Raw genomic sequence first — 23832 nt, 5'->3', positions numbered from 1 at the left:
CCTGAAAATCAGGCAGCCTTGGCGGACTGCTTCACCAGACGGGCAACCGTCGGGGAAAGCTGGGCGCCGTTTTGCTCCCAGTAGGCCAGGCGCTCGGTATTGATGACCAGCGCGTTTTCGGCGCCGGAGGCAACCGGATTGTAGAAACCGACGCGCTCGATAAAGCGACCGTCACGACGGTTACGCGAATCGGCAGCAACGATGTTGTAGAACGGGCGCTTTTTGGCGCCACCACGGGCAAGGCGAATGACGACCATCTGAGTATCCTGAGATCGGTAGAGACGAAAAGCGCACGATTGTAGGGCAGATAGCGTTATTCGGCAAGGTGCTTGTATGTTTTTCAGGCTTTCCCGGATTCGGTTGCGGGCGCGATGTGCTCGTCCTCTGTGTACAGGGCGGTGCACTGTTCCAAAGTTGAATAGAATGGTAGGCCACATAACCCATAGCGACAGTCGATGTCAGAGCCCGATCAACCCTCCGCAATCCATGAAGCCGCGCTGGCCTGGCTGAACGGCGAGCCGGATGACGACCCGGTTGCCGACCTCGCCGCACTGCGTCATCACGAACCCGTGGCGGGCGACAGTACGCTCACGGTGGCGCAGCGCGAGGAATTGCTCGCGCTGCTGCGGACACGCGCAAAAGACATCTGCGGACGTTTCCGGCCGCGCCTGCTGACCGCAAGCCTGCCACTGAGCCGGGATGTTCATCGTCCCGCAATGGCGCTGATCGATAGTCTGATTGCCATTTCCGATCACTACCGCGTGCTGGCGGCGGAGTTGCAGCGGCGCTGGCTGTGGGCACGCAGGCAGGAACTGGTGGATCTGAGTACGCAGGCGCTCGAACTCATCGGCGAGGCCTGCATTCTTGGCAGCATGGCTGGTGCGGTGGTCCCGTTTGGCTTGTGGCAGCATGCACATGTTCTGTGGCTTGCGGCCGGCATGCGCGAACAGCTGGCGGGTGGCGCAGGCGCTGACGCGGGGGTGGCTGCACTGTGTGTGCAGTACCGGCGTGTGATGACCATTGCCGTGAGCCAGCCCGAGAGCCTCACTGCGCGTGAATTGCAATGGCTCTTCGATTATCTCGATACGGCAGCGTGCGACGCAGACCTGTCGACCGAGCCGCTGCAGCCGGAAACCACGTCCTACTGGATCGACCTGGCGCAGGACAATCCGCCAATTCCGGTGTCGCGGCACAAGCCGCAGGCAGGGCGCGACATCATCTATTTCAGTCCGCAAGGGATTTGCCGGCGTATCAGTGAGCAGATCACGTGGCTGGAGGAGCGGGTTCTTGAGGCCGAGGTCGTCGGGCTTGAGCGCGACGGCGAGTTGCTCGATCCGGAAACGTCCGGTCTCCCCGAAGGGCTGACGCCGGTCGAGGTGCTTTCGCTGCTGCGTCGTCTGCGCGACCGCTGGGCCGCACCGCCGCAGCGGGCGCAGCCTCGGCGCAAGCATCAGTACTCGGTGCAGGTCTGTGCCGGTCTGAAGGCGATCTGGGATATCGGTCGTGGCACCGGCACCGAGGTGGCGGAGTGGATGGTCTTCAACGAGAGCCCCGGGGGGTATGCCATCCTGTGCGTGGGGGGCGTTGATTCCGCGCTGTCGGCAGGCATGCTGCTGGCGCTGCGTCGTGAGTCCTCTCTGGGCTGGTCAGTCTGCGTGGTGCGCTGGATTCGCAGCGACAACCCGGATCAGGTCGAGCTCGGTCTGCAGGTGGTCTCCCAGGGCTTCAGCGCGGTCCAGGTGGGCTTTCGTGGCAGCGATGTGCGCAAGATGACACCCGCGCTGATGCTGCCCCCCCTGGCGGCCGTCAGGCAGCACCAGGCACTGGTGGCGCCGGCCGGGACCTATGTGTCGCGACGTTTTGCGCTGGTCAACGACGGTGAGCACCTTTACGTTGCACAGGGGCGGGTACTCGGGCTGGATATGCAGACGGCCAGCATCGAGCTCTTCCGCTACGAAATCGATCCCTATCCGATCTGATCTGTGCGCTGGCCGGGCGGTACTTGGTCCGGTGCGCCGGTTTCCTGTGCCGAGATCAGGCTGGCGATCGTTTCTCCTTCCATCCGGAGGCTGTGCCCGAGGCGCTGCGCAAGGGCCGAGATGCTCCCCTCCGACGCGGCTTGCCACGCGACATCGTCGAGAGCGAAGCGGCGAATGACCTCGCTCAACGGAATACGCTCCGGCGCCTGGGTCAGCACCCATTCGCCACTTTCGGCGCGTGTCGTCCATCCGGTTTCGCCAAGTTTTCCCAGCAGCGTTTCAGCCTCGGGTTCGGAGAGCCCGGTGTGGTCACGGAGTTGGCTGAACGGTGTGGTTCTGCCGGCCTGCTGGGCCCGTGCGAGTTCGAGCAGCACGCTGACCGCAGCCCAGGCGTCGCTGCCGGGAAAGCATGGCGCGTGCAGACGTCGCTCCAGAAAGGCGGGCAGGGTGGCTGTCACCAGGGCGCCAAGCAGGATCACGATCCACGACAGATAGAGCCACACCAGAAAGATCGGCAGCACGGCGAAGGTCCCGTAGATCAGCGTGTAGGTGGGGAACTGGGCGAGGAACATGCCGAAGGCCCGCTGCATCAGGAAGAACACGACCGCAGCCGAAAGCCCACCGGTAATTGCGTGCAGCGGGCGGATCGGGTGATTGGGTACGGCGTAGTAGAGAAAACTGAACAGGGCCCCCAGTAGCAGCGGTGGCAGTGTGCGTGCCGAAAGCTCGCTGATCCAGGGCAGATGGGCGGACCACTCCATTGAGGAGCTGACCAGGTAGCCGGTGGCGAAGACGCTGCCGCCCAGGATGACAGGGCCGAGAGTGAGCATGAACCAGTAGACAGTGATCCGCAGCAGCATCGGCCGGGGTTTGCGCACGCCCCAGATGTGATTGAACACGCGTTCGATCGTGGCCAGCAGCATCAGCGCCGTCACCGCGAGCAGGCCGGTGCCGATCAGGGTCATGCGGGCCGCTTTCTGCGAAAACTGGATCGCGTAGGTGGTGATGATCTTGCCCGCGCGGTCTGGAAGCAGGTTCTCGAGCAGGAAGATCTTGAGCGAGATGCCCAGCTGATCCATGCCCGGCAGGTTGCTGAACACCGAAAGTGTGACCGTGATCAGCGGCACCAGGGCAAGCAGGGTGGTGAAAGCCAGGCTGCTTGCAACCTGCGGGCAGCGGGTCGCATTGAAGCGCGCCGAGAAGAGCTCGGCGAAATCGCGGAGTGACTGCAGCGACATGTGGATTGAGCGGTCGGGGCCGGCAGGGAGGGCAGGTATAATCCGCGCATTCTATCCACTTCGGTTCGTCATGCAGGAAATCCTCGTGCTGTATTACAGCCACCGCGGCTCGGTTCGCGCGCTGGCCGAGCAAATCGTCCGTGGTATCCATCAGGTTCCGGGCGTTGCAGCGCGTGTGCGCACGGTGCCCAAGGTGTCGGCCGTGTGTGAGGCGGTAGAGGCGGACATTCCGGCCGACGGCCCGCCCTATGTAGAGGCGCGCGATCTCGAAGAGTGCATCGGGCTGGCACTCGGCAGTCCGACCCGCTTCGGCAATATGGCGGCGCCGGTAAAGTATTTCGTGGATGGCCTTGCGGGCGCATGGGTCAATGGCACGCTCGCAGGCAAGCCTGCCTGCGTGTTCTCATCGAGCGCGAGCCAGCACGGCGGCCAGGAGTCGACGCTGCTGTCCATGATGCTGCCGCTGATGCATCACGGCATGGTGCTGGTGGGGCTGCCTTACACTGAACCCGCGCTCAATGCGACGCGTAGCGGTGGTACGCCCTACGGGGTCACCCATGTCGCCGGTGCGGACGGGTTTTCGCAGCTGAGTGAAGAGGAAATCGTGCTGGCGCAGGCTCAGGGGCGTCGCCTTGCGGAGATTGCATTGAAGCTGGGAGGTGCGCGATGAGCCCACGTCTACTGTCGTTGATATCGAGCGTCACGCTCCTGTCGCTGATCGCGCTGTGCGTGCTGTGGGAGGTGTGGCTCGCGCCCCTGCGTCCGGGCGGTTCGTGGATGATGCTCAAGGTCCTGCCGCTGATGCTTGCCGTATTCGGCATCCTGCGTGGCAAGCGTTATACCTACCAGTGGATGTCGATGCTGGTGTTGCTCTACCTCACCGAGGGCGTGCTGCGCACGAACGATGCCGGGCTCAGCGGCACGCTGGCCTATATCGAGGTGGCGCTGTCCATCGTGCTGTTCCTCAGCACCATGTTCTACGCACGCAATACGGCGCCGTCGCGCCAACCGCAGGACTGAAGACTGAACCTGCAGCTGGCGCGGGCCTGGCTTACACCTGCGGATTGAGCTTCTCGCTGCCGGCGTGCAGTTTGTTCAGCGCGTTCAGATAGGCTTTCGCCGAGGCGACGATGATGTCGGTGTCTGAGCCCTGTCCATTGACGATGCGCCCGTCGCGCGCGAGACGCACGGTCACTTCGCCCTGGGCATCGGTGCCGGTGGTGATGGCGTTCACCGAGTACAGCAGCAGTTCGGTGCCGCTGGCTGCGACTGATTCGATGGCCTTGAAGGCGGCGTCGACCGGGCCCGAGCCGCTCGACTTGCTGTGGGTTTCACGGCCACCCGCGGTCAGAGTGATCTCGGCCAGCGGCGTCTCGCCCGTCTCGGAGTGGAAGCGGGTGGATACCAGACGGTAGTGCTCGAACTCGGGGGTGATTGCTTCGTCGCTGGCGAGTGCGTGCAGGTCCTGGTCGAAGATTTCATGCTTCTTGTCCGCCAGTTCCTTGAAGCGGGCAAAGGCGAGGTTGAGCTGTTCTTCGGAACCGATCTCGATGCCGAGTTCCAGCAGGCGTGCGCGGAAGGCGTTGCGCCCAGAGTGCTTGCCGAGCACGAGCTTGTTTGCGCCCCAGCCCACATCCTCGGCACGCATGATCTCGTAGGTTTCGCGATGCTTGAGCACGCCGTCCTGGTGAATGCCGGATTCGTGCGCGAAGGCGTTTGCGCCGACGATGGCCTTGTTCGGCTGCACCGGGTAGCCGGTGATCTGCGACACCAGGCGCGACGCAGGCACGATCTGGGTGGTGTCGATGCGGGACTCGACCGGAAACACGTCGGCCCGGGTGCGCACGGCCATGACGATCTCTTCGAGCGAGGCGTTGCCTGCACGCTCGCCGAGGCCGTTGATGGTGCATTCCACCTGACGCGCACCGGCCATGACTGCAGCCAGCGAGTTGGAGACCGCAAGGCCGAGGTCGTTGTGGCAGTGCACCGACCAGATCACCTTGTCCGAGTTCGGCACGCGCTCGATCAGCGTGCGGATGGTGGCGGCATATTGTTCCGGGACGTTGTAGCCGACGGTGTCGGGTACGTTGATGGTCTTCGCGCCGGCCTTGATCACCTCGTCGAAAATCCGCACCAGGAAATCGATTTCCGAGCGGCCGGCATCTTCAGCGGAGAACTCGACGTCGTCGGTGTATTCGCGGGCCCAGCCGATGGCCTTCACTGCCTGCTCCACCACCTGATCCGGCGTCATGCGCAGCTTCTTCTCCATGTGGATCGGGCTGGTCGCGATGAAGGTGTGGATGCGGCCGCGGGCGGCGGGGCGGATGGCTTCGCCAGAGCGCCGGATATCGTTCTCGTTGGCGCGTGCGAGCGAGCACACGGTGGATTCCTTGATCGCCTCGGCAATGGTTCGAACGGCTTCGAAGTCACCGTTCGAGGCCGCCGCAAAGCCGGCCTCGATCACGTCAACACGCATGCGCTCGAGTTGGCGGGCAATGCGCAGCTTTTCGTCACGGGTCATCGAAGCGCCCGGGCTTTGTTCGCCATCGCGCAAGGTGGTATCGAAAATGATCAAGGCGTCTTTCATGGTCGGCTCCGGCTAAGGTCTGATTGCGTATACGGCTCGACTGCCTGCATGGGTGCGCGGGCAGTGGGGTGTGGCACGAAGGGAGGGGGGAATGTATTCAGCGCGCGGGGCGCAGCAGTCGGGCGTGCAGCAGCACACCCGCCGGCAGGAGGCGAAGCGACGGAGAGGGGCGGTCGCGTTCGGGTTTCATGTGCCGCACTATAAGGCAGCGATTTGCGTCATGGCAAGTCGCAACGCATGGACGGCCGCGATCATCGCCTTCGATCACGCTCGCCCATGCGGTTTCGGCGTCGTTACCGCATCTCGAATGCTTCCTGGTGAAAGCGTACGCCTCGCATCCCGAGGCGGATGACGCCCGTGCGCAGAGCTTCTCCGAATGCGCGCGGACCGCAGAACCAGAGCTCGGTGCGCTTTGCCGAGCCGTGCTGCCGCTGCAGCAACTCGGCGTTCAGCACCGGGTCGCGGTCGGTGCTGACGACATGCAGCCTGACCGACGCGAGGCCCGCGCACAGCGATTCCAGGCGGCTGACGAAGGGATCGTCGTCGCGGCACCGGGTGCTGTAGTAGAGATCGACCTCGGGCGCACTGCCGGGCGCGTCCTGCAGCGATTCGAGCCAGGCGATGAAAGGCGTGACGCCAATGCCACCGGCAATCCAGATCTGCGCTGCCTTGCGTGACGCGCGGCGGAAGTCGAAGCGGCCGTAAGGGCCTTCGACCTGAACCGGCTGTCCGGCTCGCAGCTTTCGCTCCAGACCACGGGTGTAGTCGCCCAGCGCCTTGATCTTGAAATGGACATGATGATCGCCACGGTCGGCGCTGGCGATGGTGAAGGGGTGGGCGCCTTCGATGGCATCGAAGGTCACGAATGCAAACTGTCCGGCGCGATGACCTTTCCATTGCGGGTCCAGCAGACAGTCGAGTTCGCAGATGCCATCGGCCGTGGCATGCACCGACTCGATCGTACCGGCGACGCGGCGGCGTCTGCCGATGCGCCCTGTCAGCGACACCACGCTTGCCGCAACGCCCACCGTGATGAGCACTGCGAGCATCCACCCGACCGGTTGCGACCACCACACCGTGGGTGCAAGAAAGGCGACATGGATTGCCAGCATCAGGTAGAGCACAGGCATCACATGATGCAGATAGCGCCAGAGATGGTAGGGGAATTTGCGCCACAGGGTGATGAGCAGCATGGCCAGCAAGGCATAGATTGCCCATTCGCCAAGATCCTCGCCGACATCCTGCATCAAGGCGACAAAGCCGCCGTCGTGGTTCCCTGGTATGCGGCCTTCGCGGCCGAAGAGGGCCTTGATCACGTCGTCCGCCATCTCGATCAGCCAGTGCGCGGCGGCGAAGAGCACGGCGAGGATGCCTGCCCATTTATGGATGCGATAGATGCGGTCCATGCCGCCCAGTGGCGCTTCAAGCCAGGTGGGCCGTGTTGCCAGCACCATGATCAGCGACATCAGCGTGAAGGACCACAGGCCCGTGAGATAAAGCGCCTGCTGCCGGAACGCCCAGGGCAGCGCGGTACCGGCTGGCGCCGTTTCGACGAGCAAGGCGCCAAACCAGGCGAGTGTGACGGCGCAGAGGAAGGGGAGCAGAACGCGTTTCATGGGTATTGTCCTGGAGAATGAAACGTCACGACCGGAGGCGATCAGTCGTCATCAAAGTAGCCTTGGGTAGCGCCCTCGTGGCAGGCGGCGCAGTTGGCTTTCGATTTCACCTTCGGGTCGGCCCACTCGGCCGCGCGGATCTTGCGGTGCTCGCGCTTCCAGCGTGGGAGATCGGTGATGCGCAGCGGGGCAGCGCCGGGGGGGAGGTCGCGCAGCAGTTTGCCGCTGAAGCGCAGCCCGCTGCTGTCGCCCGCGTTGGAGGTCAGATAGCGGGTGATGATGTCGACGCTTGCGGCGTCGATGCTTGCATCGTCGCCGAAATGCTGGTCGAGTTGTCCCATCATCTTGCGCCACGATGCTGCAGGCAGCATGGAGGGCGGGAAAGCGAGATGGCAGCTGCCGCATTCGTCCGCAGTGGTCTTGTCTGCGACCGGCGGGAAGTAATGCCCGCCGTCGGCAACCGCACCCGCGAGGACGAAAGCGCTGACGGCAAGAATGAGTGAGGCGGATACGAGGGGGCGGACGGGGACGTTCATGGTGGTCTCCTGCAGATTATTGGCTGATCATCCAGGTGAGCCAGTCACCCTTTTCGAGCGGGGTGCATTGGCGGCCGAGGACTTCGTTGCAATTGCGCCTGAACCATTTCTCCACCTTTGCCGGGTCGGTATACCGATCCGGACTGGCCGATAACGCGACAGGGTCGATGGCCTTTCCGGTCGGGGTCTGGCCGGGCGTGCGTGGGTCCTTGGCATGGCACGATGTGCACGCAGGGGTGTCCGGTTTGCCGCCGGCATGGCGGTCGCGATAGAGCGCCTCGCCACGCGCAGCGGAAAACCCGCTGAAACTGGCATCGGCAGTGCGCGCCTCGGCCTTGTAGCGGCTGAGAAGTTCATCGCGCGGGCCTGCCACGGCAAGTGCGGGAAGGGCGAGTGCAAGAAGAAGGGCAGAGATGAAACGATGGCCTGACATGTTTGCTCCCGATGAGCGTGACAAGGAAGATGGCGTCATGGTGGGCTTGGCTGGCTGAACGCATGCTGAAGCCCCCGTTCATGGAGGGTTCAGGCGGTCGCGGCTATAAGTGAGCGAGCTTCCCTCCGGGCAGTCGCCTGCTCGGTCGGTATCATTCGAGCCTTGCCCTGAAAGGAGACCTTCGCAATGAGATCCTTTGCTGCACGCCTTGTCGCCATCCTGCTCGTAGCCGGTGCACTTTTGCCGGCTTCCGGCGGCGCGCCTGCGCTGGCTTCCGACGCGCATGACCACGACCGCGCGCGGCGCGCGCTGGAGGCCGGAGAGGTGATGCCGCTGCGCGACATCATCGACAGTGTGGAACAGTCGCATCCCGGCCAGATCATCGAGATCGAGCTTGAGCGGGACGACGGACGCTGGCTGTACGAGCTGAAGCTTCTGCGTGCCGACGGCAGCATGGCCAAGTTGCTCGTCGATGCGAGAGACGGTCGCGTGCTGTCTGTGACCGGTCGCAGGACCGACGACGAGCGACGTATGGAAGGACGACGCTGATGCGTATTCTTGTGGTGGAAGACGAGCCGACGCTCGCCCGGCAGCTGAAGCAGGCGCTCGATGCGGCGGGCTATGCGGTTGTCACCGCTGACAACGGTGAGGATGGGCACTATCTGGGGGCCGTGGAAACCTTCGATGCGGTCGTGCTCGATCTCGGCTTGCCGCGTATGGACGGGCTCACGGTGCTGGGAAAATGGCGCGCTGACAAGATGACCGTGCCGGTGCTGATCCTGACCGCACGTGACGGCTGGCACGAGAAGGTGGCAGGCATCGATGCGGGTGCTGACGATTACCTGACCAAACCATTTCACATGGAAGAGCTGCTCGCCCGGGTGCGGGCGCTGATTCGGCGCGCGGGCGGGCATGCGAGTGCAAGCCTTGTGTGCGGTCCGATCGTACTCGACACGCGTGCTGGCAGGGTCAGTCTGAATGGTCAGCCGGTGAGTCTGACGAGCCACGAGTTCAGGGTGCTTGCCTATCTGATGCATCACCAGGGCGAGGTCGTGTCGCGCACCGACCTGAACGAACACATCTATGCGCAGGACTACGACCGCGACTCCAACACCATCGAAGTGTTCATCGGGCGGCTGCGGAAGAAGTTGCCGGCGGGCCTGATCGAGACGGTTCGCGGACTGGGCTATCGGCTCGTGACGCCAGAATGAGATCGGTGCTGTCGCGTGTCGGCTCGCTCCGGTTTCGGCTCCTTGCCGGCAGTCTCGTATGGATTCTCGCAGCGCTTACGCTGTCGGGTTTCTTTCTCGCCGACCTTTTCCGGGAGCATGTCGCCGCCCGTGTGCATGCAGAGTTGCGGGTACAGCTCGACCAGCTCACGGCCAATGTGGAGGTTGGGGATGAGCTGCGTCCCAAACTCCTGTCTGCGTTGAGCGATCCGCGCCTGCAGAAGCCGTACTCGGGACTCTACTGGCAGGTCGATGGCGAAGGCGCTAACGGTGTCGGACTGCTGCGCTCGCGCTCGCTGTGGGACACGGTGCTGACCGTGCCGGCTGACCACCTTGATGACGGGCAACTGCACAGACACCTTATCGGCGGTCCGGGTGGCGCCATGCTGGTCATGATGGAGCGCGTGGTCAGGCCGGCCGATCACCCGGATCTGCCCTTGCGCCTCATCGTGGCGGTGGATGAGCAGACGATGGAAGGCCCCGTGCGCGAATTCGTCGGCTTGCTCGTGCTGGCTTTGTGCATTCTTGCCGCCGGCCTGGCCGCCGCGGTCTTCATTCAGGTGTGGGCAGGCCTGGCTCCGTTGCGCCGTTTGCGCAGCGCTCTCGCCGACGTGCGGGACGGTCGTGCCCGCGCGCTGGAGGGGCGCTTTCCGGATGAGGTCCATCCGCTGGTCGACGAATTCAATGCGGTGCTGGGGCGCGACGCCGAGGTCGTCATGCGGGCGCGCACCCAGGCGGGAAACCTGGCGCATGCGGTCAAGACCCCGCTGGCCATCCTTGCCAATGCGGCCGCAGCGGAGGACAGCGCCCTTGCACGCCTCGTCGCTGAACAGGTCGGTGCCGCACGTCGTCAGGTGGATTACCACCTCGCCCGCGCGCGCGCCGCTGCGGCGGTGCAAGTGCCAGGGGTGCGCACCCCCTTGCGACCGGCGCTCGAGGCGCTGCTCAGGGTCATGCGGCGCCTGCATCCGGATCAGGCGCTGTCGGTCGAGTGGCGCGGTGCGGCGGGCGACGCGGTGTTCCGCGGAGAGGAGCAGGATCTGCAGGAAATGCTCGGCAACCTGCTCGATAACGCCTGCAAGTGGGCCGCTTCACGGGTTGACGTCAAGGTGTCGGTAATCGGGCAGGGGCTTGTCGTGAGTATCGATGACGATGGTCCCGGCCTGGCGCCGGAGGCGAGGCAGGCCGTATTCGAGCGTGGGGTGCGCACCGACGAACTGGTGCCGGGATCCGGTCTCGGCCTGGGTATCGTGGATGATCTCGCCCGGCTGTACGGTGGGGCCGTTGTGCTCGAAGCATCGCCCGGTGGCGGGCTGCGCGCGGTCCTGAGCCTGCCAGCCGGATGAGTATTGCGCCCCGGGTCGCGATTTCCGCACGGGGCGCAAGCGGTTCAGGCTTCGATACGCTCGAACAGCGCGAGATGCAGGGTGTGAATGAAGGGGCTGCGGGCGAAGTCCTTTACCAGACGGAAGCCTGCGCGTGCAAAGTAGGTTTCTACCTCACGCAGCGAGGTCGCATGTTTCTCCGAGGCGCGTCCGCCACGAAGCACGCGGATCCGGCGCTTGATTGAAGTAACTGAGTACGGGCTGAAATAGGACATCGCCACATACCTGCCCGAAATCCGGCACAGCTCGCTGACCGCACGCTGGCGAATGTCGGCGTTGGGGAAGTGATGGAAGAGGCGGAAGGAGAACACCGTGTCGAAGGCCCGGTCGGCGTAGGTGGTGTGCTCGATGTCCTGCTTGTCGACATCTTGCGTCAGGCCGTGTGCGTGCAGCGTGCTGCCCGCGATGGCGATCATGGCATCCGACAGGTCCGCCGCGGTGACCTGGTAGCCACGCTGGCTCACATGAAGGCTCAGGCGGCCGCCACCGCAAGGCAGATCCAGCACGCGGTGGGCGGGCGGCACCATCGACAGGGCCTTGTCCACCAGGCGCATTTCAGCCTGATGCTTGTCCGGATCCACCTGCTGGTAAGCAGTCGCGGTGCGGCTGTCGTACTTGAAGCGTCCGCGGTAACCGGCGGTGAGGCTGTGCATGGTGCTGTTCCCTGAGTGGTGAAGGTGTCAGGGAGTCTGAGCTGGCGATCGTCAGCGAAGTGTGTCGCCGCTGTGAAGAAAAGCTCAAATGCCGGTGTTTTCGACCAGGGCCTGCCGATGCGACGCAAGCATCATTTCCCACTGAGCAGGGGTCAGAATTGACTGGTGGCGTTGCAACTGGTCAAGGTCGCGCTTTGCCGCGGCATCCGCACTGAAGCGGCGGCGCATTTTCTCCAGGTCGAGCAGGGCCACGTCGGGTTGCTCGCCCTGCCAGCGGACCATGACGTGCTTGTCATAGAGGCAGCCGTGCTGAAGGCGCGCGCGATGAAGCACGCCGAGCACGCGGCCGAGCTCGGTTGCCAGCGTCTCGCGTTGCGCTTCGCTCAATCCTGTGTGCTCGGACAGCGCGGTAAAACCATCAAGCGCACGGGTGGCGAGAACGGCTTCGGTTCCGCGTGAATACTTGCGCACCCCGTGGTAAACCGTTTCCGGCACTCTCAAGCCGAGGTTGCGCACCGCGTCGAGAAAGTGCGCTTCCCTGCTCGCCGTCGGCCAGCCCAGCGGGTGGCTCAGCGTGCGGCACAGGTGGTTGCGCTGGCGCTTGACGTAACACAGGGTGTGATCGGTGAGGGCGCGAATCACGCCGCTCCAGCCGTCACGCCTTTCATTGGGTGTTTCCACCCATTCGCCCGGCAGTGTCCACCAGTGCTCGAAGTCGTCCTGCTTTCCGGTTGTGGCAGACAGTGAGGGTGCGAGTCTGTTCATCTATCGATCCTGCGCAGTACATAGGTCCGCCACATAGCATACAGCGGCAGAAAGTCGTAGTGGCCAAGAATCTCGAAACCGTTACTGCGAAACTCGCTTTCGATCTGTTTTGCCGGGATCACGAAACGGTTCTGGGGGCCGCGCTCTTCCCTGCGATCGCGCTTGTGCTCGAGCCGTGCGCGCTTCCATGCCTTGTAGTTGCCGTCCACCCACAGGGACAGAATGACGGTGTCGCGGGTGACACGATGGAACTCTCTCAGCATCTCCAGACGGTGCTCGGCTTCGCCGATGTGGTGCATCAGGCGCATGCAGAAGATGCTGTCCACAGCGCGATCCGGGAGATCGATGTCGAATGCCGAGGTCTGGAAAGTCTTTACCCGCTTGACGATCTCCGGTGCCTGAGACTGAGTTGCGATAGTGAGCATGTCCGGCGAGTTGTCTGCGGCAAGAATCACCCGGTTTGGCTGTTCCGCCAGCAGTGGCCAGAATCGTCCGGCACCGCAGGGCAGATCCAGCACCAGGGTCGGATCGCCTGCGAGGTGCAGGGCCTGACGGGCGACCTGGATGTCACGATTGTGCGAAAGGCGGCGTGCAAGGCCGTCCTGATGCTTCTCGAAGTAGGCCGCTGCGTGGCGGAGGTCGTACTTTTCCGAGAAGGGCAACTGGGTCGGTGACTGGTTTGACGTATGCACGGGCGGGCTCCGCAGTGATTCAAAATGCGGAGTCTGGCGGCGCGGCTGTGACCCCGCCGTCGTTCATGCGTCAAATTTTCGTGAAGTTCGCCAGGTCGACTTCAAATACGCAACCGCCACCGGCAGCGTCAGAGAGTTCGATCTTCCAGCCCTGTTGGGTGCAGATGCGCTGAACGAGCGAGAGGCCGATGCCGATGCCGTCTCCGCGCGTGCGCCCCCCGCGCACGAAGGGGCGGAAAACGCTCAGCCGCTCCGAGACCGGAATGCCGGCTCCACTGTCGATGACCCGGAAGCGCTTGCCCTGCAGCACGAGCTGAACGCCGCCCTTGTCGGTGTAGTGCAGGGCGTTGCGCAGCAGGTTGGCAATGACTGCGCGCAGCATCGGGGTTGGGTAGGGCGTTTCGTCGGGTACTTCCACCGTCAGCTGCAAGGTGAGGTTGCGCTGCACGGCTTCGGGGCGCCAGCGCCGGAACTGCTCCTCGGCGATGTGCTGCAGTGTGTTCATCGACGCGGGTTGTCGCGTGGCCTGTTCGCCACGGGCGAGCCACATGAAGGTTTCGACGAGCTCCCGCATCTCCTCGCTGGCATGCTGGATGCGTTTGATCTGCTTTCTTTCGCGGGCTTCTGCCGGCAGGGTTTCGAGCAGTAGTTCGCAGGAGCTGGCGATGACCATCAGTGGCGTGCGCAGTTCGTGGCTGACGTCGCTGGTGAACAGGCGTTCGCGGTCGAGCGCTTCGCGCAACTGGTTCAGGGTGTCGTCGAAGGCCGCCGCCAGTTGTCCCACCTCGTCCGCCGGATAGTCGGCTGCAAGTGGTGGCGCCAGCGACAGCAACTGGTCGCGATGTCGCACCTGGCCAGACAGGCGGATGACCGGGGCGATGACCTTGCCTGCGGTCAGCGTGCCGATGATGAATGCGGCCAGCAGGCTCAGCGCGAAGCCGGAGACGGCCGCAATGTAAAGGCGGTTTTCACGCTCTTCGAACTCAACCTGGTCGAGAACCAGGATGAACCGCTTCCCGGCCTCGTCGCGGGCCAGCACATGCCAGTCGACGTCGTCGTGTTCGATCTCGCTGAAACCGGGCGTCAGGCTGCGCAGCCAGTCGGGCAGGGTCGCGTCGTCTGCCGAGGGCGCGCGGTACAGCGTCAGCTCCGGCCCCAGATAGGGTTTCTCTCCTTCGCTGACGGTGGAGATGATGACATCGAGCTGGCGGTTCAGGCCTTCTGCTACCAGCTGTACCTCAGCCTGGTTGATGAAGATCACGATGGCCAGCGCGAACAGGCCGGCGACGACCGTCGTCATCAGCGTAAACGCCGTGACGATGCGCCCGGAAAGGCTTCTCTCAGCCATCGCCTGCAAGTGCAGCGAGACGGAAGCCCACACCATGAACAGTCTGCAGCAGGGGGGAGGGGAAGGGTTTGTCGAGTTGCTGGCGCAGGGCGTGAATGTGGCTGCGCAGGCTGTCGCTGTCGGGGGGCTCATCTCCCCAGAGCGCGGTTTCGAGCACTTCGCGGCGCACCACTGCAGGGCTCTTCTGCATCAGCACGGCGAGCAGCTTGAGGCCGATCGGCCCCAGATGGAGCATCTGGCCGCCACGGGTGACTTCGAGTGTGTCGAGGTCGTAGCTGAGGTCGGCGACCTTCAGCATTCGCCTGCCGCCGCCGCGGCTGCGCTTGAGCACCGCCTCAATGCGGGCGGCAAGTTCGGACAGTGCAAAGGGCTTGGTCAGGTAATCGTCGGCTCCGGCGCGAAAGCCGGTCAGGCGGTCGTCGAGTGCGTCGCGTGCGGTGAGCATGATGACTGGCGTGTCACTGCGCTCGCTTTCGCGCAGGCGCTGGCACAGGGTAAAGCCATCCATCCCGGGCAGCATCACGTCGAGCACGATGAGTTCGTAGTGATTGACTGCGGCAAGGTGCAGGCCTGTCAGCCCGTCCTGGGCGCAGTCTACCTCGTAGCCCTTGAGCGTGAGGTAGTCGGCAAGGTTTGCGAGGATGTCACGGTTGTCCTCGATCAGTAGCAGCCGCATGGTCATGCCTTCATTGCCGCGCTTCAGCCCGGCGCACGTGTGAAACGTGTGAGTGTATCCATGATTTCGACCATCGGCTTGCGGATCGCCATTCGTGCGACATCGCCGTCGGCGAGCGGGTTGTCGTCACCGTCGGTGATCTCATTGCGCGCAGCGCCTACGGCATTGATCGGGAAGGTGACCTTGTAGTTGTTTCCGATATAGGCGATCCGGTTCCAGTCTGCGGCTACGGCGTAGTCGCGGTGAAAGTCGCTCGAAAGGAGGTTGTGGCCGTTGGAGTAGTCCTCGGGCGGGTTGCTCACGCCGAGCAGCGGCAGCAGCGTGGCAGGAATGTCGAGGTGGCTGCTGATGCCGGTGATCACGCGCGGTGCCGCGCCGGGCACGTAAATGACCCCGGGCGTGCTGGTCTGGAAGCGGTTGAACTCGGCACTGTGGCCCCAGCGCTTGCGCTCCATGAACTCCTCGCCGTGATCACCGAGTACGATCACCACGGTGTGCTCGAGCAGGCCCTTGTCCTTCAGGTGCTTGATTACGCGACCGACCTGCGAGTCGACGTGATGTGCGGCGTTGATGTAGCGGTTCTTGATGGAGCCGATCTGCTCCGACAGATTGGTGGTGATGTAGTTGAAGTCCTCGAGATATGGACTCGCGATCACCGCCTCTTCCGGGAAGTCGTAGTTGGCATGCGTCGATTCGAAGAACATGTAGGTCATGAAGGGCCGGGCCGTATCCCGTCCGTCAATGAAGCCGAGCATGTTGTCGATGTTCTGCACGTCGCGCTGCCAGGGCGGCGCGCCGTTTTCGATGGGGTGGAGGTCTTCGGCGCGCATGTTGGCGAAGACGGTCTTGTCGAAGGCGGGATAGGTGAAGCGCTGGCTGGTGTGAAGGCTGAACTGGTAGTTCTGCTGCTGCATCACGTCCATCAGCACCGGTGCGCGGCGGGCGGCGAGCATCGGGAACCAGTTGTTTCCGTACAGCCCGTAGAACATTGAAAACACGCCCATCTGGGTCATGTTGCCGCCGCTGAAATGCTTCTCCAGACGTAGCGCCTCGTTCGAGAACTGCCACGTTTCAGGCATGATCTTCGGGTCGAGCATGTCGAAGCGCAGCGACTCCGCAACCAGCCACACGATATTGAGCGGTGCGGCAGGCGCAACCGTTTCGAGCGGCTTGCGCGGGTAACTCAGCGAGCCACTGCGGATGCGGACGCCGTTGCTCTCGGCCGCTTCCGCTTCGATTCCCATCTTGCGGGCGAACTTGTCGAAGGTCATGGGCTGGTAGAGCGGGTAGCGTTCGCTGGCGAAGAGCACCGGTTCGTAATGCATCACGGCGCTGAAACCGTAGGCAATCCGTTCGCCGAGCGTGAGGGCGAGAAATGCCGCGAGCACCCAGCGCCAGCGTCCGCTGCGCGCAGGCGTGCTGCCGGTGTTTGCACGCAGGGCAAGCAGATAGGCGCCTGCCTGGGCGAGGAGGAGGGCGACAACGATGGCGGTGGCCGTGAGTTCGGTGCTGCGACTGGCCCCGAGCGATGCAATCCCGCCCGGCGTGGACACCAGGTCGATGACGAAGCCGTTGATATGGAAGCCGTACATGCCGTAGATCATGCGGTCGGCAAACAGCAGCACCTGGGTGAGCCCGGCCAGGCCGACAGCAAGCATCGCCATCAATACCGGTGCCGACTTCAGACCCGGCATCATTCTCAGCGCCCGCAGGCCGAGATGGCCGAGCAGCAAGGTGGGCAGAAGGTAGAACGCAGCGTAGCTCAGCGTTGTGGCCAGACTCCAGCTGGCCACGGCGGGTTCGGAGAACTCACGCGCGGTCTGGAACAGCAGCACCTGGGCAAAGCAGATCAGCCATGACAGCAGAAGGAAGCGGTTGAACTGGGCAGTGCTGGGGAGGCGGGACCGCGCTGGCTGCATTCGGAACTCCGGAGACATGGACCGCGGATAATGCGGTCCGCGGTGTCGTGCGAAGTTCAAAAGAATGTGAAAAATTTGTGAAAGCCCCCGGTTTACGGGGGCTTGGCAGCGCTCAGTCCTGCGGCGTATCGACCGACTGAGTCTCCGTTGTGGCCGCGGCACTCCTTGCGTCGGAGCGCTGCCGGCGCTTGCGCCAGCGCAACACGTACATGACGTAGCCCGAGAGTGCATAAACGACAAACAGGCCAAAGAGCACGCCCGGCGGATAGCTTGAGACCAGCGCGAACGCGAGCACCAGCGCGATCAGGACAATGAAGGGCACGCTCTTGCGCAGGTTGATGCTCTTGCCGCTCCAGAACAGCACGTTGCTGACCATGGAGATGCCGGCGAACATCGTCAGGATGCACGCGTACCAGCGCACGTCGTGACCGGCAATGCCGTTGTCGATGACCACCCATACCAGTCCGGCAACCAGCGCCGCTGCAGCCGGGCTCGGCAATCCCTGGAAGTAGCGCTTGTCGACGACTTCGATATTGGTATTGAAGCGCGCCAGGCGCAGCGCGGCACCGGCACAGTAGATGAAGGCTGCGATCCAGCCGAGTTTTCCCATGTCCTTGAGGGCCCACTCATACACCACGAGGGCAGGGGCTGCGCCGAAGGAGACCATGTCTGACAGCGAATCGTATTCGGCACCGAACTCGCTCTGAGTATGGGTTAGGCGAGCAATGCGGCCATCGAGTCCATCGAGCACCATGGCAATGAAGATTGCAACGGCGGCAACCTCGAAGCGCTGGTTCATCGCCTGCACAATGGCGAAAAATCCGGCAAACAGCGCCGCAGTGGTAAACAGGTTGGGCAGGATGTAAATGCCGCGGCGGCGCTTCTCGGGTGTGATCAGAGGCATGCGGTCAGTGTGGTCCAGGTGGACAATCGACTTGAGAGAAGCCCCGATTCTAGCCCATCGGACCGCTGTCGCCGGATATCCATTCGATTCGTCGTGTATCGGAAAGTAGCTGAGGCAGGGGCGTTCGCCCGGTGTGGGCATGAAGGTCCGGTTTCATGCTCGCCCTGTTCCCTTTTTGATCTGCGTTCACGAACAATTCACCGATGGTGTGTTAGAAACCCGCTTTGTCATTCTGAGAGCCGGGTTCACCCAATGCGTTTTTTCGAGAACATGGAAGCGCGTCATTATTTCTGGATGTCGACCGCGGCGGCTGTCGTCACCATCGTACTCAAGACGCTCGCCTGGTGGATGACCGACTCGATCAGTCTGCTGTCGGATGCGATGGAGTCCTTCGTCAATCTGGCTGGCGCCAGTTTTGCACTGTGGATGATCACCATTGCCAAGTGCCCGCCCGATGACGAGCACCCCCTCGGGCACGGCAAGGCCGAGTATTTCTCGGCCGGTTTCGAGGGGGTCCTGATTTTCGGTGCTGCGGGTGCAATCATCTGGTCTGCGGTCGGGCGGTTGTTTGCGCCGGTTCCGCTTGAGTCGATCGGGATTGGCCTGGCCTTCTCGGTGGGCAGCAGCCTCATCAACCTCGGGGTCGCGGTGTCGCTCGGGCGTGCTGCAGTTCGTCTGCGCTCGATTGCCCTGGAGGGTAGTTCCAGGCATCTGATGACCGATGTCTGGACCTCGGCAGGGGTGGTGGTCGGCCTGATCCTTGCCGGGTTCACCGGCTGGCTCTGGCTGGATGCGGTGGTCGCCATTCTGGTGGGTTTGCACATCCTGACTGAGGGTTGGGGCCTGATTCGCAGCTCCGCCCACGGCCTGATGGATGCGGCCCTGCCCGAGGAGAGCATCGCCGCGATCGAGACGACGCTTCGCGGCTTTTCCGAGCGTGGCATCGCATATGCGGACCTGCGCACGCGCCGCGCCGGGGCGGAAAGCTTCGTCTACGTCGATGTACTGGTGCCGCCGGACTGGAGCATCGTACGCACGCATGACGCGCTCGATGAAATCGAGTCGGCGATCCGGAAAGCGTTGCCGGGTGCCAGGGTATTCACGCACCCGGAGCCGCTTCCCGACGCCGTTTGACGCGAACGCAGGCGAAAGCCTGCAGGCACGCGTTGGCGCCGTTGACGGGCCCTGCTGCGCAGGTCAGGCCGGCTGAGCCACGCTGGTGGCTTGCGGCAGGTGCAACTCCACCGTACATCCCGGGGCTGCATCGCACAGCTTCAGCTCCCCGCCGTGTGCGCGTGCGACCATGTCTGCCAGCATCAGGCCGAGGCCGGTCTGTCCCGAATAGGTCTGGGCCGAGAGTGCGGACTGCAGGTTCACGCGCTTTGCTTCGGGGATGCCGCTGCCGTTGTCGCTGACGCTGAGCACGATCCCGTGGCCCTTGCGAACCGTGACGCGCACCTGGCTGGCGTGATGACGTGCGGCGTTGTCGAGCAGGTTCATCAGGGCGGCGGCGATGAGGTCGGCGTCAGCATGAATCCACTCGACCCCCTCGACGCTGATTGACAGCCCCTCGAAGGTCAGGTGAGCCACCAGGTCCTTCATGTTCAGGTCCTGCAGTTCGGGTTCAGTCCCGCTGCGAAACAGGGCGAGCAGTGCGGTGACCACTCTTTGCAGCCGGTTTGCCGCCGAGCGCGCCCGTAGCAGCCTTTTACGAAGGTCGGGGGGGCTCTCCCGCAGTGCGACCGCAAGTTGCGCGTCGAGGCCCGCCAGCGGCGTGCGCAAGGCGTGCGCGGCGTGTGCGGAAAAGGCGCGCTCGTTGGAGATGTGCTGAATCAGCCGGCTGCTGAGCGCGGAGATGGCGTGATGCATCGGCTCCAGTTCGGCGCGTGTGACAGGTGGCAGTCGCGAGCGCGTATCGAGCGGGTCGAAATCGCGGACCGCGTCCGACAGTTGTGCGACCGGGCGGAGTTCGTGCTTGAGCCGGCGGCGCAGCCAGAATACGCAGAACAGCCCGATTGCCAGGGCCACTGCGGCGGTGTATTGCGCCGCTTCGATGCTCGCTTCGCGGCGCTCTTCCGCATCCTGGGCAACGTGAAGAATCCAGCCATGCTCGCCCGGAAGCAGCATGGTGATGATCCGCCACTCGTCGCCGACGTCGCCGAATCCGGCGCTGCGCGTACTCAGCAGCGCGGTCTCGGGGGCATTGTGAGAGCGCAGGACGACCTTGTTGTCCGCGTCCGCGAGTTGCCAGATCAGGCGCTCGACATGCTTGGGCGCGGGCATGGAAGCAGGGGCCTCTCCATCAACCGGCCAGTGCTCAAGCCGGTACGAAATCAGCGCGAAGATGATCTGCGCCGATTCCTGCAGGGTGTTGTCGAGGAGTTCGTCGATTTCATGGCGAATGACCGTCCACACCGCTACGGTGACGGCAATGCTCCAGGCGAGCGCAATCACGATCACGCTTCGCGACAGGCGACTGCGAATGGAGGGCGGACCTTTCATGCCCGGATGCGGTAACCCATGCCGCGCACCGTTTCGATCAGATCCTTGCCCAGCTTGCGCCGGAGGTGGCTGATATGGACTTCCAGCGCATTGCTCATCGTTTCGCCGTCGAAGCCGCTCACCAGGGCCTCAAGGTCTGTCCTCGAAACGATGCGTCCGGCCCGCAGCACAAGCGCTTCGAGGAGCGCCCATTCGCGTGCGGTCATGACCACGGGCGTCGAATCGACGCGTGCGCTGCGTGCCGTGAGGTCGACGTCGACGTTGCCGAACCTTCGCAGATGACTGGAAACGCCACTCAGCCGGCGACCCATCGCGCGCACCCGCGCGGCGAGTTCTTCGGGGGCAAAAGGCTTCACAAGGTAATCGTCGGCACCGCTGTCGAGGCCGCGGACTCGATCGCCGAGACGGTCGCGTGCGGTAAGGATCAGTGCCGGCGTCACGTTGCCCCGTCTGCGCAGCGCGGAGATCCAGTCGGTGCCTTCGCCGTCGGGCAGGTTCCAGTCGACCAGCAACAGGTCGAAGGCCTCCTGGGAGAGTCCCCTGGTTTCGGCGAGCGAAGTGAACCAGTCGACCACATGGCCCTCACTGCGCAGAAAGTCGCTGAGCCCCTCGCCGAGGGTTACATCGTCTTCGAGCAGCAGCAGGCGCATGCAGGCCTCCATTGGATGTGGGTCTTGTCAGGATCTGGCAGCTTTCCCGGTACGGGTCTTTACGCCGGAAATCATCGCGCCGATCAGGTTGGTGCCGTCGATGCGGCTCATGATAATCGCTGCCGCAGCATGCAGCACGGCGAGGCCGATCAGTATCGAGCCAAATGCTTCATGCAGCTCCTGCAACCACTCTTCGCCCCAGAATGCGTCCAGGGTCTGCATGAATCCGCTCAACCCGAGCGCGAGCACGAGTGCGATCAAGGTCAGCATCATCAGGGCGCCCATCGGGTTGTGGCCCGGATGAGGGTCCGGCTGGCCCGAAATGACATGACTTATGTGCTGGCGCAGACGGGTGGGCGTCGGGAAAAAGTCCGAAAATCTTGCGTATCGCGTGCCGATGAATCCCCACACGATACGGGCAAGTACGAGCGCGCTGGCGAGGTAGCCTATCCACTGATGGAGGGTCTCGCCGTCATCGATCACAAAGTAGTTGGTGATCACGCACAGCACGAGGCTCCAGTGAAACAGGCGCACGAAGCGGTCCCATACGCGGATGGAGGTGTTTGATTCGCTGCGGGTCATGGTCGTGTGTCCTTGAAGCTCACCGGGTCGGTACGAATTGCAGCCGACCCGTCAAGGTCGATTCAGAGGGTCAGGATTTGGACTCGAGCGGCTCGGCCGTGATCGGGTCGAAATAGATTTCGACCTTCTTGCCGGCCTTGTCGTAGCCGTAGATCTCGTAGCACTTGCCTTTGGAGACCTTGAAGGTCTTGATCTTGTATCCCTGGGCTTCGATCTTCGCCTTGAAGTCGGCCTCATTCATCCACTTGTCTTCGGGGGCGTTGCAGGCGGGGCCGGCGAAGGCGCTGGTCGCAGTAGCGGCGATGATGGCGGCGGCAAAGAGTTTTTTCATGCTGGCTTCCTTTCTCGGTAGAAGTGCCCCGGGTGGGGCGACGGAGTGCATTTAAGCCCGCCAACATGAAGCCAGCCTTAAGCTGGATATTCCAGATGTATCGATTCGTTTCGGCGGCACACAAAGAAAAAGGCCGGAAGCGCATTGCGCTTCCGGCCTTCTGAACCGTGACGAAGACGTCTTAGTTCTTCGACTTGTCGACCAGCGCCTTGGCCTTGATCCACGGCATCATGTCGCGCAGCTGACCACCGACCTGCTCGATCGCGTGCTCTGCATTGAGGCGACGACGCGCGGTCATGCTCGGGTAGTTGGTCTTGCCTTCCTGGATGAACATCTTGGCGTATTCACCGGTCTGGATACGCTTCAGCGCGTTGCGCATGGCGGCGCGCGACTGCTCGTTGATCACTTCGGGGCCGGTCACGTACTCGCCATACTCCGCGTTGTTGGAGATGGAGTAGTTCATGTTGGCGATGCCGCCTTCGTACATCAGGTCGACGATCAGCTTGAGCTCGTGCAGGCACTCGAAGTAGGCCATTTCGGGGGCGTAGCCGGCTTCGGTCAGGGTCTCGAAACCCATCTTGACCAGCTCGACAGCACCGCCGCACAGCACGGCCTGTTCGCCGAAGAGGTCGGTCTCGGTCTCTTCCTTGAAGTTGGTCTCGATCACGCCGCCCTTGGTGCCGCCGTTGGCAGCAGCGTACGACAGCGCGATGTCCTTGGCCTTGCCCGACTTGTCCTGATACACGGCGATCAGCGACGGCACGCCGCCTCCGCGCAGGTACTCGGAACGCACGGTGTGGCCGGGGCCCTTGGGGGCGACCATGATCACGTCGAGGTCGTCACGCGGCACGACCTGGTTGTAATGCACATTGAAGCCGTGGGCAAAAGCCAGCACGCCGCCCTTCTTGATGTTGGGCTCGACTTCTTCCTTGTACACGGTCGGGATGTTCTCGTCCGGCAACAGGATCATGACGACGTCAGCGGCCTTGACCGCCTTGCCGATTTCTTCGACCTTGAGGCCGGCGGCCTTGGCCTTGTCCCACGACGGGCCGCCCTTGCGTACTGCAACGGTGACCTTGACGCCGGAGTCGTTCAGGTTCTGGGCGTGGGCGTGGCCCTGCGAGCCGTAGCCGACGATGGTGACCTTCTTGCCCTTGATGAGGGAGAGGTCGGCGTCCTTGTCGTAATAAACTTTCATGGTTTTCCTTTCAGATATCAAGGGCAGTAATCGCCTGCGGCCGACATCATAAGGGCAGGTCGGCCGGACGCAAAACAGATGGGAGGGGTCAGAGCTTCAAAACACGGTCGCCGCGCCCGATACCGCAGACGCCTGAGCGCACGGTTTCGAGGATCAGCGCCGGATCGATGGCCTTGGTAAAGGCATCGAGCTTGGACTGGTTGCCCGTGAGCTCGATCACGTATGAGGCATCGGTGACATCGATGATGCGAGCGCGGAAGATGTCAGCGGTGCGCTTCATCTCCTCTCGGTCCTTGCCGGTAGCACGGACCTTGATCAGCATCAGCTCGCGCTCGATATGCGCGGCTTCAGAGATGTCCACCACCTTGACCACTTCGACCAGCTTGTTGAGCTGCTTGGTGATCTGCTCGATGATTTCTTCCGAGCCGATGGTGACGATGGTCATGCGCGACATCGACGCATCTTCCGTGGGAGCCACGGTCAGGGATTCGATGTTGTAGCCGCGCGCGGAGAAAAGGCCGGACACGCGTGACAGCGCGCCGGATTCGTTTTCGATCAGCAGGGAAATAACGTGACGCATGATGATTTCGGTCCTGAATTCAGATGATT

26 protein-coding genes are annotated in these 23832 nt (G+C 63.2%); 7 read left to right on the top strand and 19 right to left on the bottom strand.

All coding sequences use genetic code 11. The annotated features are described in order from the left end of the window. Positions 1 to 8 precede the first annotated feature (8 nt). Positions 9 to 257 carry a 30S ribosomal protein S16 gene (rpsP, locus tag CEW87_RS21850; RefSeq protein WP_108949057.1) on the bottom strand — a complete coding sequence of 83 codons (249 nt, stop codon included), beginning with the start codon at positions 255 to 257 and terminating at the stop codon, positions 9 to 11. A gap of 198 nt (positions 258 to 455) precedes the next feature. Here rpsP and CEW87_RS21845 point away from each other — a divergent pair, with 198 nt between their 5' ends. After that, the gene (locus tag CEW87_RS21845; RefSeq protein WP_108976681.1) at positions 456 to 1979 is read left to right on the top strand and encodes a hypothetical protein; all 1524 of its coding nucleotides are present in this window, start codon (positions 456 to 458) and stop codon (positions 1977 to 1979) included. On the opposite strand, the gene CEW87_RS21840 is transcribed toward CEW87_RS21845, so the two are convergent. Further along, positions 1967 to 3217, bottom strand: a complete 1251-nt coding sequence (locus CEW87_RS21840; protein WP_108976679.1) for a YihY family inner membrane protein — start codon at positions 3215 to 3217, stop codon at positions 1967 to 1969. The two genes, CEW87_RS21845 and CEW87_RS21840, sit on opposite strands and share 13 nt — an antisense overlap. Before the next feature lie 70 nt (positions 3218 to 3287). On the opposite strand from CEW87_RS21840, the gene wrbA reads away from it, so the two are divergent. Beyond that, complete coding sequence (gene wrbA, locus CEW87_RS21835) at positions 3288 to 3887, top strand: NAD(P)H:quinone oxidoreductase (RefSeq protein ID WP_108976677.1); 600 nt, start codon at positions 3288 to 3290, stop codon at positions 3885 to 3887. After that, positions 3884 to 4237: a DUF2069 domain-containing protein gene (locus CEW87_RS21830; protein ID WP_108976675.1), complete on the top strand. Its 354-nt coding sequence runs from the start codon at positions 3884 to 3886 to the stop codon at positions 4235 to 4237. Before wrbA ends, CEW87_RS21830 begins: the two co-directional genes overlap by 4 nt. 31 nt (positions 4238 to 4268) lie before the next feature. Here CEW87_RS21830 and CEW87_RS21825 read toward each other — a convergent pair whose 3' ends face one another. The 4 genes from CEW87_RS21825 to CEW87_RS21810 all read right to left on the bottom strand — a co-directional run bounded on the left by CEW87_RS21825 (position 4269) and on the right by CEW87_RS21810 (position 8389). Continuing rightward, positions 4269 to 5804: a 2-isopropylmalate synthase gene (locus CEW87_RS21825; RefSeq protein WP_108976673.1), complete on the bottom strand. Its 1536-nt coding sequence runs from the start codon at positions 5802 to 5804 to the stop codon at positions 4269 to 4271. A gap of 293 nt (positions 5805 to 6097) precedes the next feature. After that, positions 6098 to 7420: a ferric reductase-like transmembrane domain-containing protein gene (locus CEW87_RS21820; protein ID WP_108976671.1), complete on the bottom strand. Its 1323-nt coding sequence runs from the start codon at positions 7418 to 7420 to the stop codon at positions 6098 to 6100. 41 nt (positions 7421 to 7461) lie between these two features. After that, positions 7462 to 7956 carry a diheme cytochrome c gene (locus CEW87_RS21815; RefSeq protein WP_108976669.1) on the bottom strand — a complete coding sequence of 165 codons (495 nt, stop codon included), beginning with the start codon at positions 7954 to 7956 and terminating at the stop codon, positions 7462 to 7464. Positions 7957 to 7972: 16 nt separating this feature from the next. After that, positions 7973 to 8389 carry a DUF1924 domain-containing protein gene (locus CEW87_RS21810; protein ID WP_108976667.1) on the bottom strand — a complete coding sequence of 139 codons (417 nt, stop codon included), beginning with the start codon at positions 8387 to 8389 and terminating at the stop codon, positions 7973 to 7975. A 186-nt stretch (positions 8390 to 8575) separates the two neighbouring features. On the opposite strand from CEW87_RS21810, the gene CEW87_RS21805 reads away from it, so the two are divergent. Genes CEW87_RS21805 through CEW87_RS21795 form a run of 3 tightly spaced genes read left to right on the top strand, consistent with a single transcriptional unit; the run spans position 8576 to position 10964 of the window. Beyond that, on the top strand, positions 8576 to 8938 hold the full coding sequence (locus CEW87_RS21805; RefSeq protein WP_108976665.1) for a PepSY domain-containing protein: 363 nt from the start codon (positions 8576 to 8578) through the stop codon (positions 8936 to 8938). Then, on the top strand, positions 8938 to 9600 hold the full coding sequence (locus CEW87_RS21800; RefSeq protein WP_108976663.1) for a response regulator transcription factor: 663 nt from the start codon (positions 8938 to 8940) through the stop codon (positions 9598 to 9600). Before CEW87_RS21805 ends, CEW87_RS21800 begins: the two co-directional genes overlap by 1 nt. Beyond that, the gene (locus CEW87_RS21795) at positions 9597 to 10964 is read left to right on the top strand and encodes a sensor histidine kinase (RefSeq protein ID WP_108976661.1); all 1368 of its coding nucleotides are present in this window, start codon (positions 9597 to 9599) and stop codon (positions 10962 to 10964) included. The genes CEW87_RS21800 and CEW87_RS21795 overlap by 4 nt, the downstream gene beginning before the upstream one ends. Positions 10965 to 11008: 44 nt before the next feature. On the opposite strand, the gene CEW87_RS21790 is transcribed toward CEW87_RS21795, so the two are convergent. The 7 genes from CEW87_RS21790 to pssA form a co-directional block, all read right to left on the bottom strand. Further along, the gene (locus tag CEW87_RS21790) at positions 11009 to 11656 is read right to left on the bottom strand and encodes a class I SAM-dependent methyltransferase (protein ID WP_108976659.1); all 648 of its coding nucleotides are present in this window, start codon (positions 11654 to 11656) and stop codon (positions 11009 to 11011) included. An 84-nt stretch (positions 11657 to 11740) separates the two neighbouring features. After that, a complete protein-coding gene (locus CEW87_RS21785; RefSeq protein ID WP_108976657.1) occupies positions 11741 to 12421 on the bottom strand; it encodes a lipopolysaccharide kinase InaA family protein in 681 nt (226 codons plus the stop codon). Beyond that, entirely contained in the window at positions 12418 to 13113 is a 696-nt protein-coding gene (locus tag CEW87_RS21780; RefSeq protein WP_108976655.1) for a class I SAM-dependent methyltransferase, read from the bottom strand. The genes CEW87_RS21785 and CEW87_RS21780 overlap by 4 nt, the downstream gene beginning before the upstream one ends. A gap of 70 nt (positions 13114 to 13183) precedes the next feature. Beyond that, the gene (locus CEW87_RS21775) at positions 13184 to 14461 is read right to left on the bottom strand and encodes a sensor histidine kinase (RefSeq protein ID WP_108977483.1); all 1278 of its coding nucleotides are present in this window, start codon (positions 14459 to 14461) and stop codon (positions 13184 to 13186) included. Then, positions 14454 to 15137 (bottom strand): response regulator transcription factor, encoded by a 684-nt coding sequence (locus CEW87_RS21770; RefSeq protein ID WP_108977481.1) that lies wholly within the window; start codon positions 15135 to 15137, stop codon positions 14454 to 14456. The genes CEW87_RS21775 and CEW87_RS21770 overlap by 8 nt, the downstream gene beginning before the upstream one ends. 23 nt (positions 15138 to 15160) lie before the next feature. Further along, on the bottom strand, positions 15161 to 17056 hold the full coding sequence (locus CEW87_RS21765) for a sulfatase-like hydrolase/transferase (protein ID WP_108976653.1): 1896 nt from the start codon (positions 17054 to 17056) through the stop codon (positions 15161 to 15163). Between the two features lie 112 nt (positions 17057 to 17168). Continuing rightward, positions 17169 to 17960, bottom strand: coding sequence for a CDP-diacylglycerol--serine O-phosphatidyltransferase (pssA, locus tag CEW87_RS21760; RefSeq protein ID WP_108976651.1), 792 nt, complete (start codon positions 17958 to 17960; stop codon positions 17169 to 17171). Positions 17961 to 18212: 252 nt separating this feature from the next. Between pssA and CEW87_RS21755 the strand changes: the two genes are divergently transcribed. Beyond that, positions 18213 to 19094: a cation diffusion facilitator family transporter gene (locus CEW87_RS21755; RefSeq protein WP_234421616.1), complete on the top strand. Its 882-nt coding sequence runs from the start codon at positions 18213 to 18215 to the stop codon at positions 19092 to 19094. A gap of 63 nt (positions 19095 to 19157) precedes the next feature. On the opposite strand, the gene CEW87_RS21750 is transcribed toward CEW87_RS21755, so the two are convergent. The 6 genes from CEW87_RS21750 to ilvN form a co-directional block, all read right to left on the bottom strand. Beyond that, positions 19158 to 20462: an ATP-binding protein gene (locus CEW87_RS21750; RefSeq protein WP_108976649.1), complete on the bottom strand. Its 1305-nt coding sequence runs from the start codon at positions 20460 to 20462 to the stop codon at positions 19158 to 19160. Then, the gene (locus CEW87_RS21745) at positions 20459 to 21112 is read right to left on the bottom strand and encodes a response regulator transcription factor (RefSeq protein WP_108976646.1); all 654 of its coding nucleotides are present in this window, start codon (positions 21110 to 21112) and stop codon (positions 20459 to 20461) included. Before CEW87_RS21745 ends, CEW87_RS21750 begins: the two co-directional genes overlap by 4 nt. A 27-nt stretch (positions 21113 to 21139) precedes the next feature. Continuing rightward, complete coding sequence (locus CEW87_RS21740; protein WP_108976644.1) at positions 21140 to 21694, bottom strand: cytochrome b/b6 domain-containing protein; 555 nt, start codon at positions 21692 to 21694, stop codon at positions 21140 to 21142. A 70-nt stretch (positions 21695 to 21764) separates the two neighbouring features. After that, the gene (locus tag CEW87_RS21735; RefSeq protein WP_108976642.1) at positions 21765 to 22025 is read right to left on the bottom strand and encodes a PepSY domain-containing protein; all 261 of its coding nucleotides are present in this window, start codon (positions 22023 to 22025) and stop codon (positions 21765 to 21767) included. A 181-nt stretch (positions 22026 to 22206) separates the two neighbouring features. Then, the gene (gene ilvC / locus CEW87_RS21730; protein ID WP_108976640.1) at positions 22207 to 23223 is read right to left on the bottom strand and encodes a ketol-acid reductoisomerase; all 1017 of its coding nucleotides are present in this window, start codon (positions 23221 to 23223) and stop codon (positions 22207 to 22209) included. Between the two features lie 88 nt (positions 23224 to 23311). After that, positions 23312 to 23803, bottom strand: a complete 492-nt coding sequence (gene ilvN / locus CEW87_RS21725; RefSeq protein ID WP_108949034.1) for an acetolactate synthase small subunit — start codon at positions 23801 to 23803, stop codon at positions 23312 to 23314. Positions 23804 to 23832: the final 29 nt, after the last annotated feature.

It is taken from the genome of Parazoarcus communis (assembly GCF_003111665.1).
In the GTDB taxonomy this organism is placed as follows: domain Bacteria; phylum Pseudomonadota; class Gammaproteobacteria; order Burkholderiales; family Rhodocyclaceae; genus Parazoarcus; species Parazoarcus communis_B.
This window is presented reverse-complemented; position numbering and strand designations above follow the sequence as displayed.

Bases quoted from the DNA above. Each gene is read 5' to 3' on its own strand.
- CEW87_RS21750 (WP_108976649.1), bottom strand. From the start codon at position 20,462: ATGAAAGGTCCGCCCTCCATTCGCAGTCGCCTGTCGCGAAGCGTGATC.
- CEW87_RS21800 (WP_108976663.1), top strand. From the start codon at position 8,938: ATGCGTATTCTTGTGGTGGAAGACGAGCCGACGCTCGCCCGGCAGCTG.
- CEW87_RS21775 (WP_108977483.1), bottom strand. From the start codon at position 14,461: ATGGCTGAGAGAAGCCTTTCCGGGCGCATCGTCACGGCGTTTACGCTG.
- wrbA (WP_108976677.1), top strand. From the start codon at position 3,288: ATGCAGGAAATCCTCGTGCTGTATTACAGCCACCGCGGCTCGGTTCGC.
- ilvC (WP_108976640.1), bottom strand. From the start codon at position 23,223: ATGAAAGTTTATTACGACAAGGACGCCGACCTCTCCCTCATCAAGGGC.
- CEW87_RS21785 (WP_108976657.1), bottom strand. From the start codon at position 12,421: ATGAACAGACTCGCACCCTCACTGTCTGCCACAACCGGAAAGCAGGAC.
- CEW87_RS21840 (WP_108976679.1), bottom strand. From the start codon at position 3,217: ATGTCGCTGCAGTCACTCCGCGATTTCGCCGAGCTCTTCTCGGCGCGC.
- CEW87_RS21810 (WP_108976667.1), bottom strand. From the start codon at position 8,389: ATGTCAGGCCATCGTTTCATCTCTGCCCTTCTTCTTGCACTCGCCCTT.
- CEW87_RS21805 (WP_108976665.1), top strand. From the start codon at position 8,576: ATGAGATCCTTTGCTGCACGCCTTGTCGCCATCCTGCTCGTAGCCGGT.
- CEW87_RS21825 (WP_108976673.1), bottom strand. From the start codon at position 5,804: ATGAAAGACGCCTTGATCATTTTCGATACCACCTTGCGCGATGGCGAA.
- ilvN (WP_108949034.1), bottom strand. From the start codon at position 23,803: ATGCGTCACGTTATTTCCCTGCTGATCGAAAACGAATCCGGCGCGCTG.
- CEW87_RS21845 (WP_108976681.1), top strand. From the start codon at position 456: ATGTCAGAGCCCGATCAACCCTCCGCAATCCATGAAGCCGCGCTGGCC.
- CEW87_RS21740 (WP_108976644.1), bottom strand. From the start codon at position 21,694: ATGACCCGCAGCGAATCAAACACCTCCATCCGCGTATGGGACCGCTTC.
- CEW87_RS21815 (WP_108976669.1), bottom strand. From the start codon at position 7,956: ATGAACGTCCCCGTCCGCCCCCTCGTATCCGCCTCACTCATTCTTGCC.
- CEW87_RS21790 (WP_108976659.1), bottom strand. From the start codon at position 11,656: ATGCACAGCCTCACCGCCGGTTACCGCGGACGCTTCAAGTACGACAGC.
- CEW87_RS21755 (WP_234421616.1), top strand. From the start codon at position 18,213: ATGCGTTTTTTCGAGAACATGGAAGCGCGTCATTATTTCTGGATGTCG.
- CEW87_RS21795 (WP_108976661.1), top strand. From the start codon at position 9,597: ATGAGATCGGTGCTGTCGCGTGTCGGCTCGCTCCGGTTTCGGCTCCTT.
- CEW87_RS21765 (WP_108976653.1), bottom strand. From the start codon at position 17,056: ATGCAGCCAGCGCGGTCCCGCCTCCCCAGCACTGCCCAGTTCAACCGC.
- CEW87_RS21820 (WP_108976671.1), bottom strand. From the start codon at position 7,420: ATGAAACGCGTTCTGCTCCCCTTCCTCTGCGCCGTCACACTCGCCTGG.
- CEW87_RS21735 (WP_108976642.1), bottom strand. From the start codon at position 22,025: ATGAAAAAACTCTTTGCCGCCGCCATCATCGCCGCTACTGCGACCAGC.
- CEW87_RS21830 (WP_108976675.1), top strand. From the start codon at position 3,884: ATGAGCCCACGTCTACTGTCGTTGATATCGAGCGTCACGCTCCTGTCG.
- pssA (WP_108976651.1), bottom strand. From the start codon at position 17,960: ATGCCTCTGATCACACCCGAGAAGCGCCGCCGCGGCATTTACATCCTG.
- rpsP (WP_108949057.1), bottom strand. From the start codon at position 257: ATGGTCGTCATTCGCCTTGCCCGTGGTGGCGCCAAAAAGCGCCCGTTC.
- CEW87_RS21745 (WP_108976646.1), bottom strand. From the start codon at position 21,112: ATGCGCCTGCTGCTGCTCGAAGACGATGTAACCCTCGGCGAGGGGCTC.
- CEW87_RS21770 (WP_108977481.1), bottom strand. From the start codon at position 15,137: ATGCGGCTGCTACTGATCGAGGACAACCGTGACATCCTCGCAAACCTT.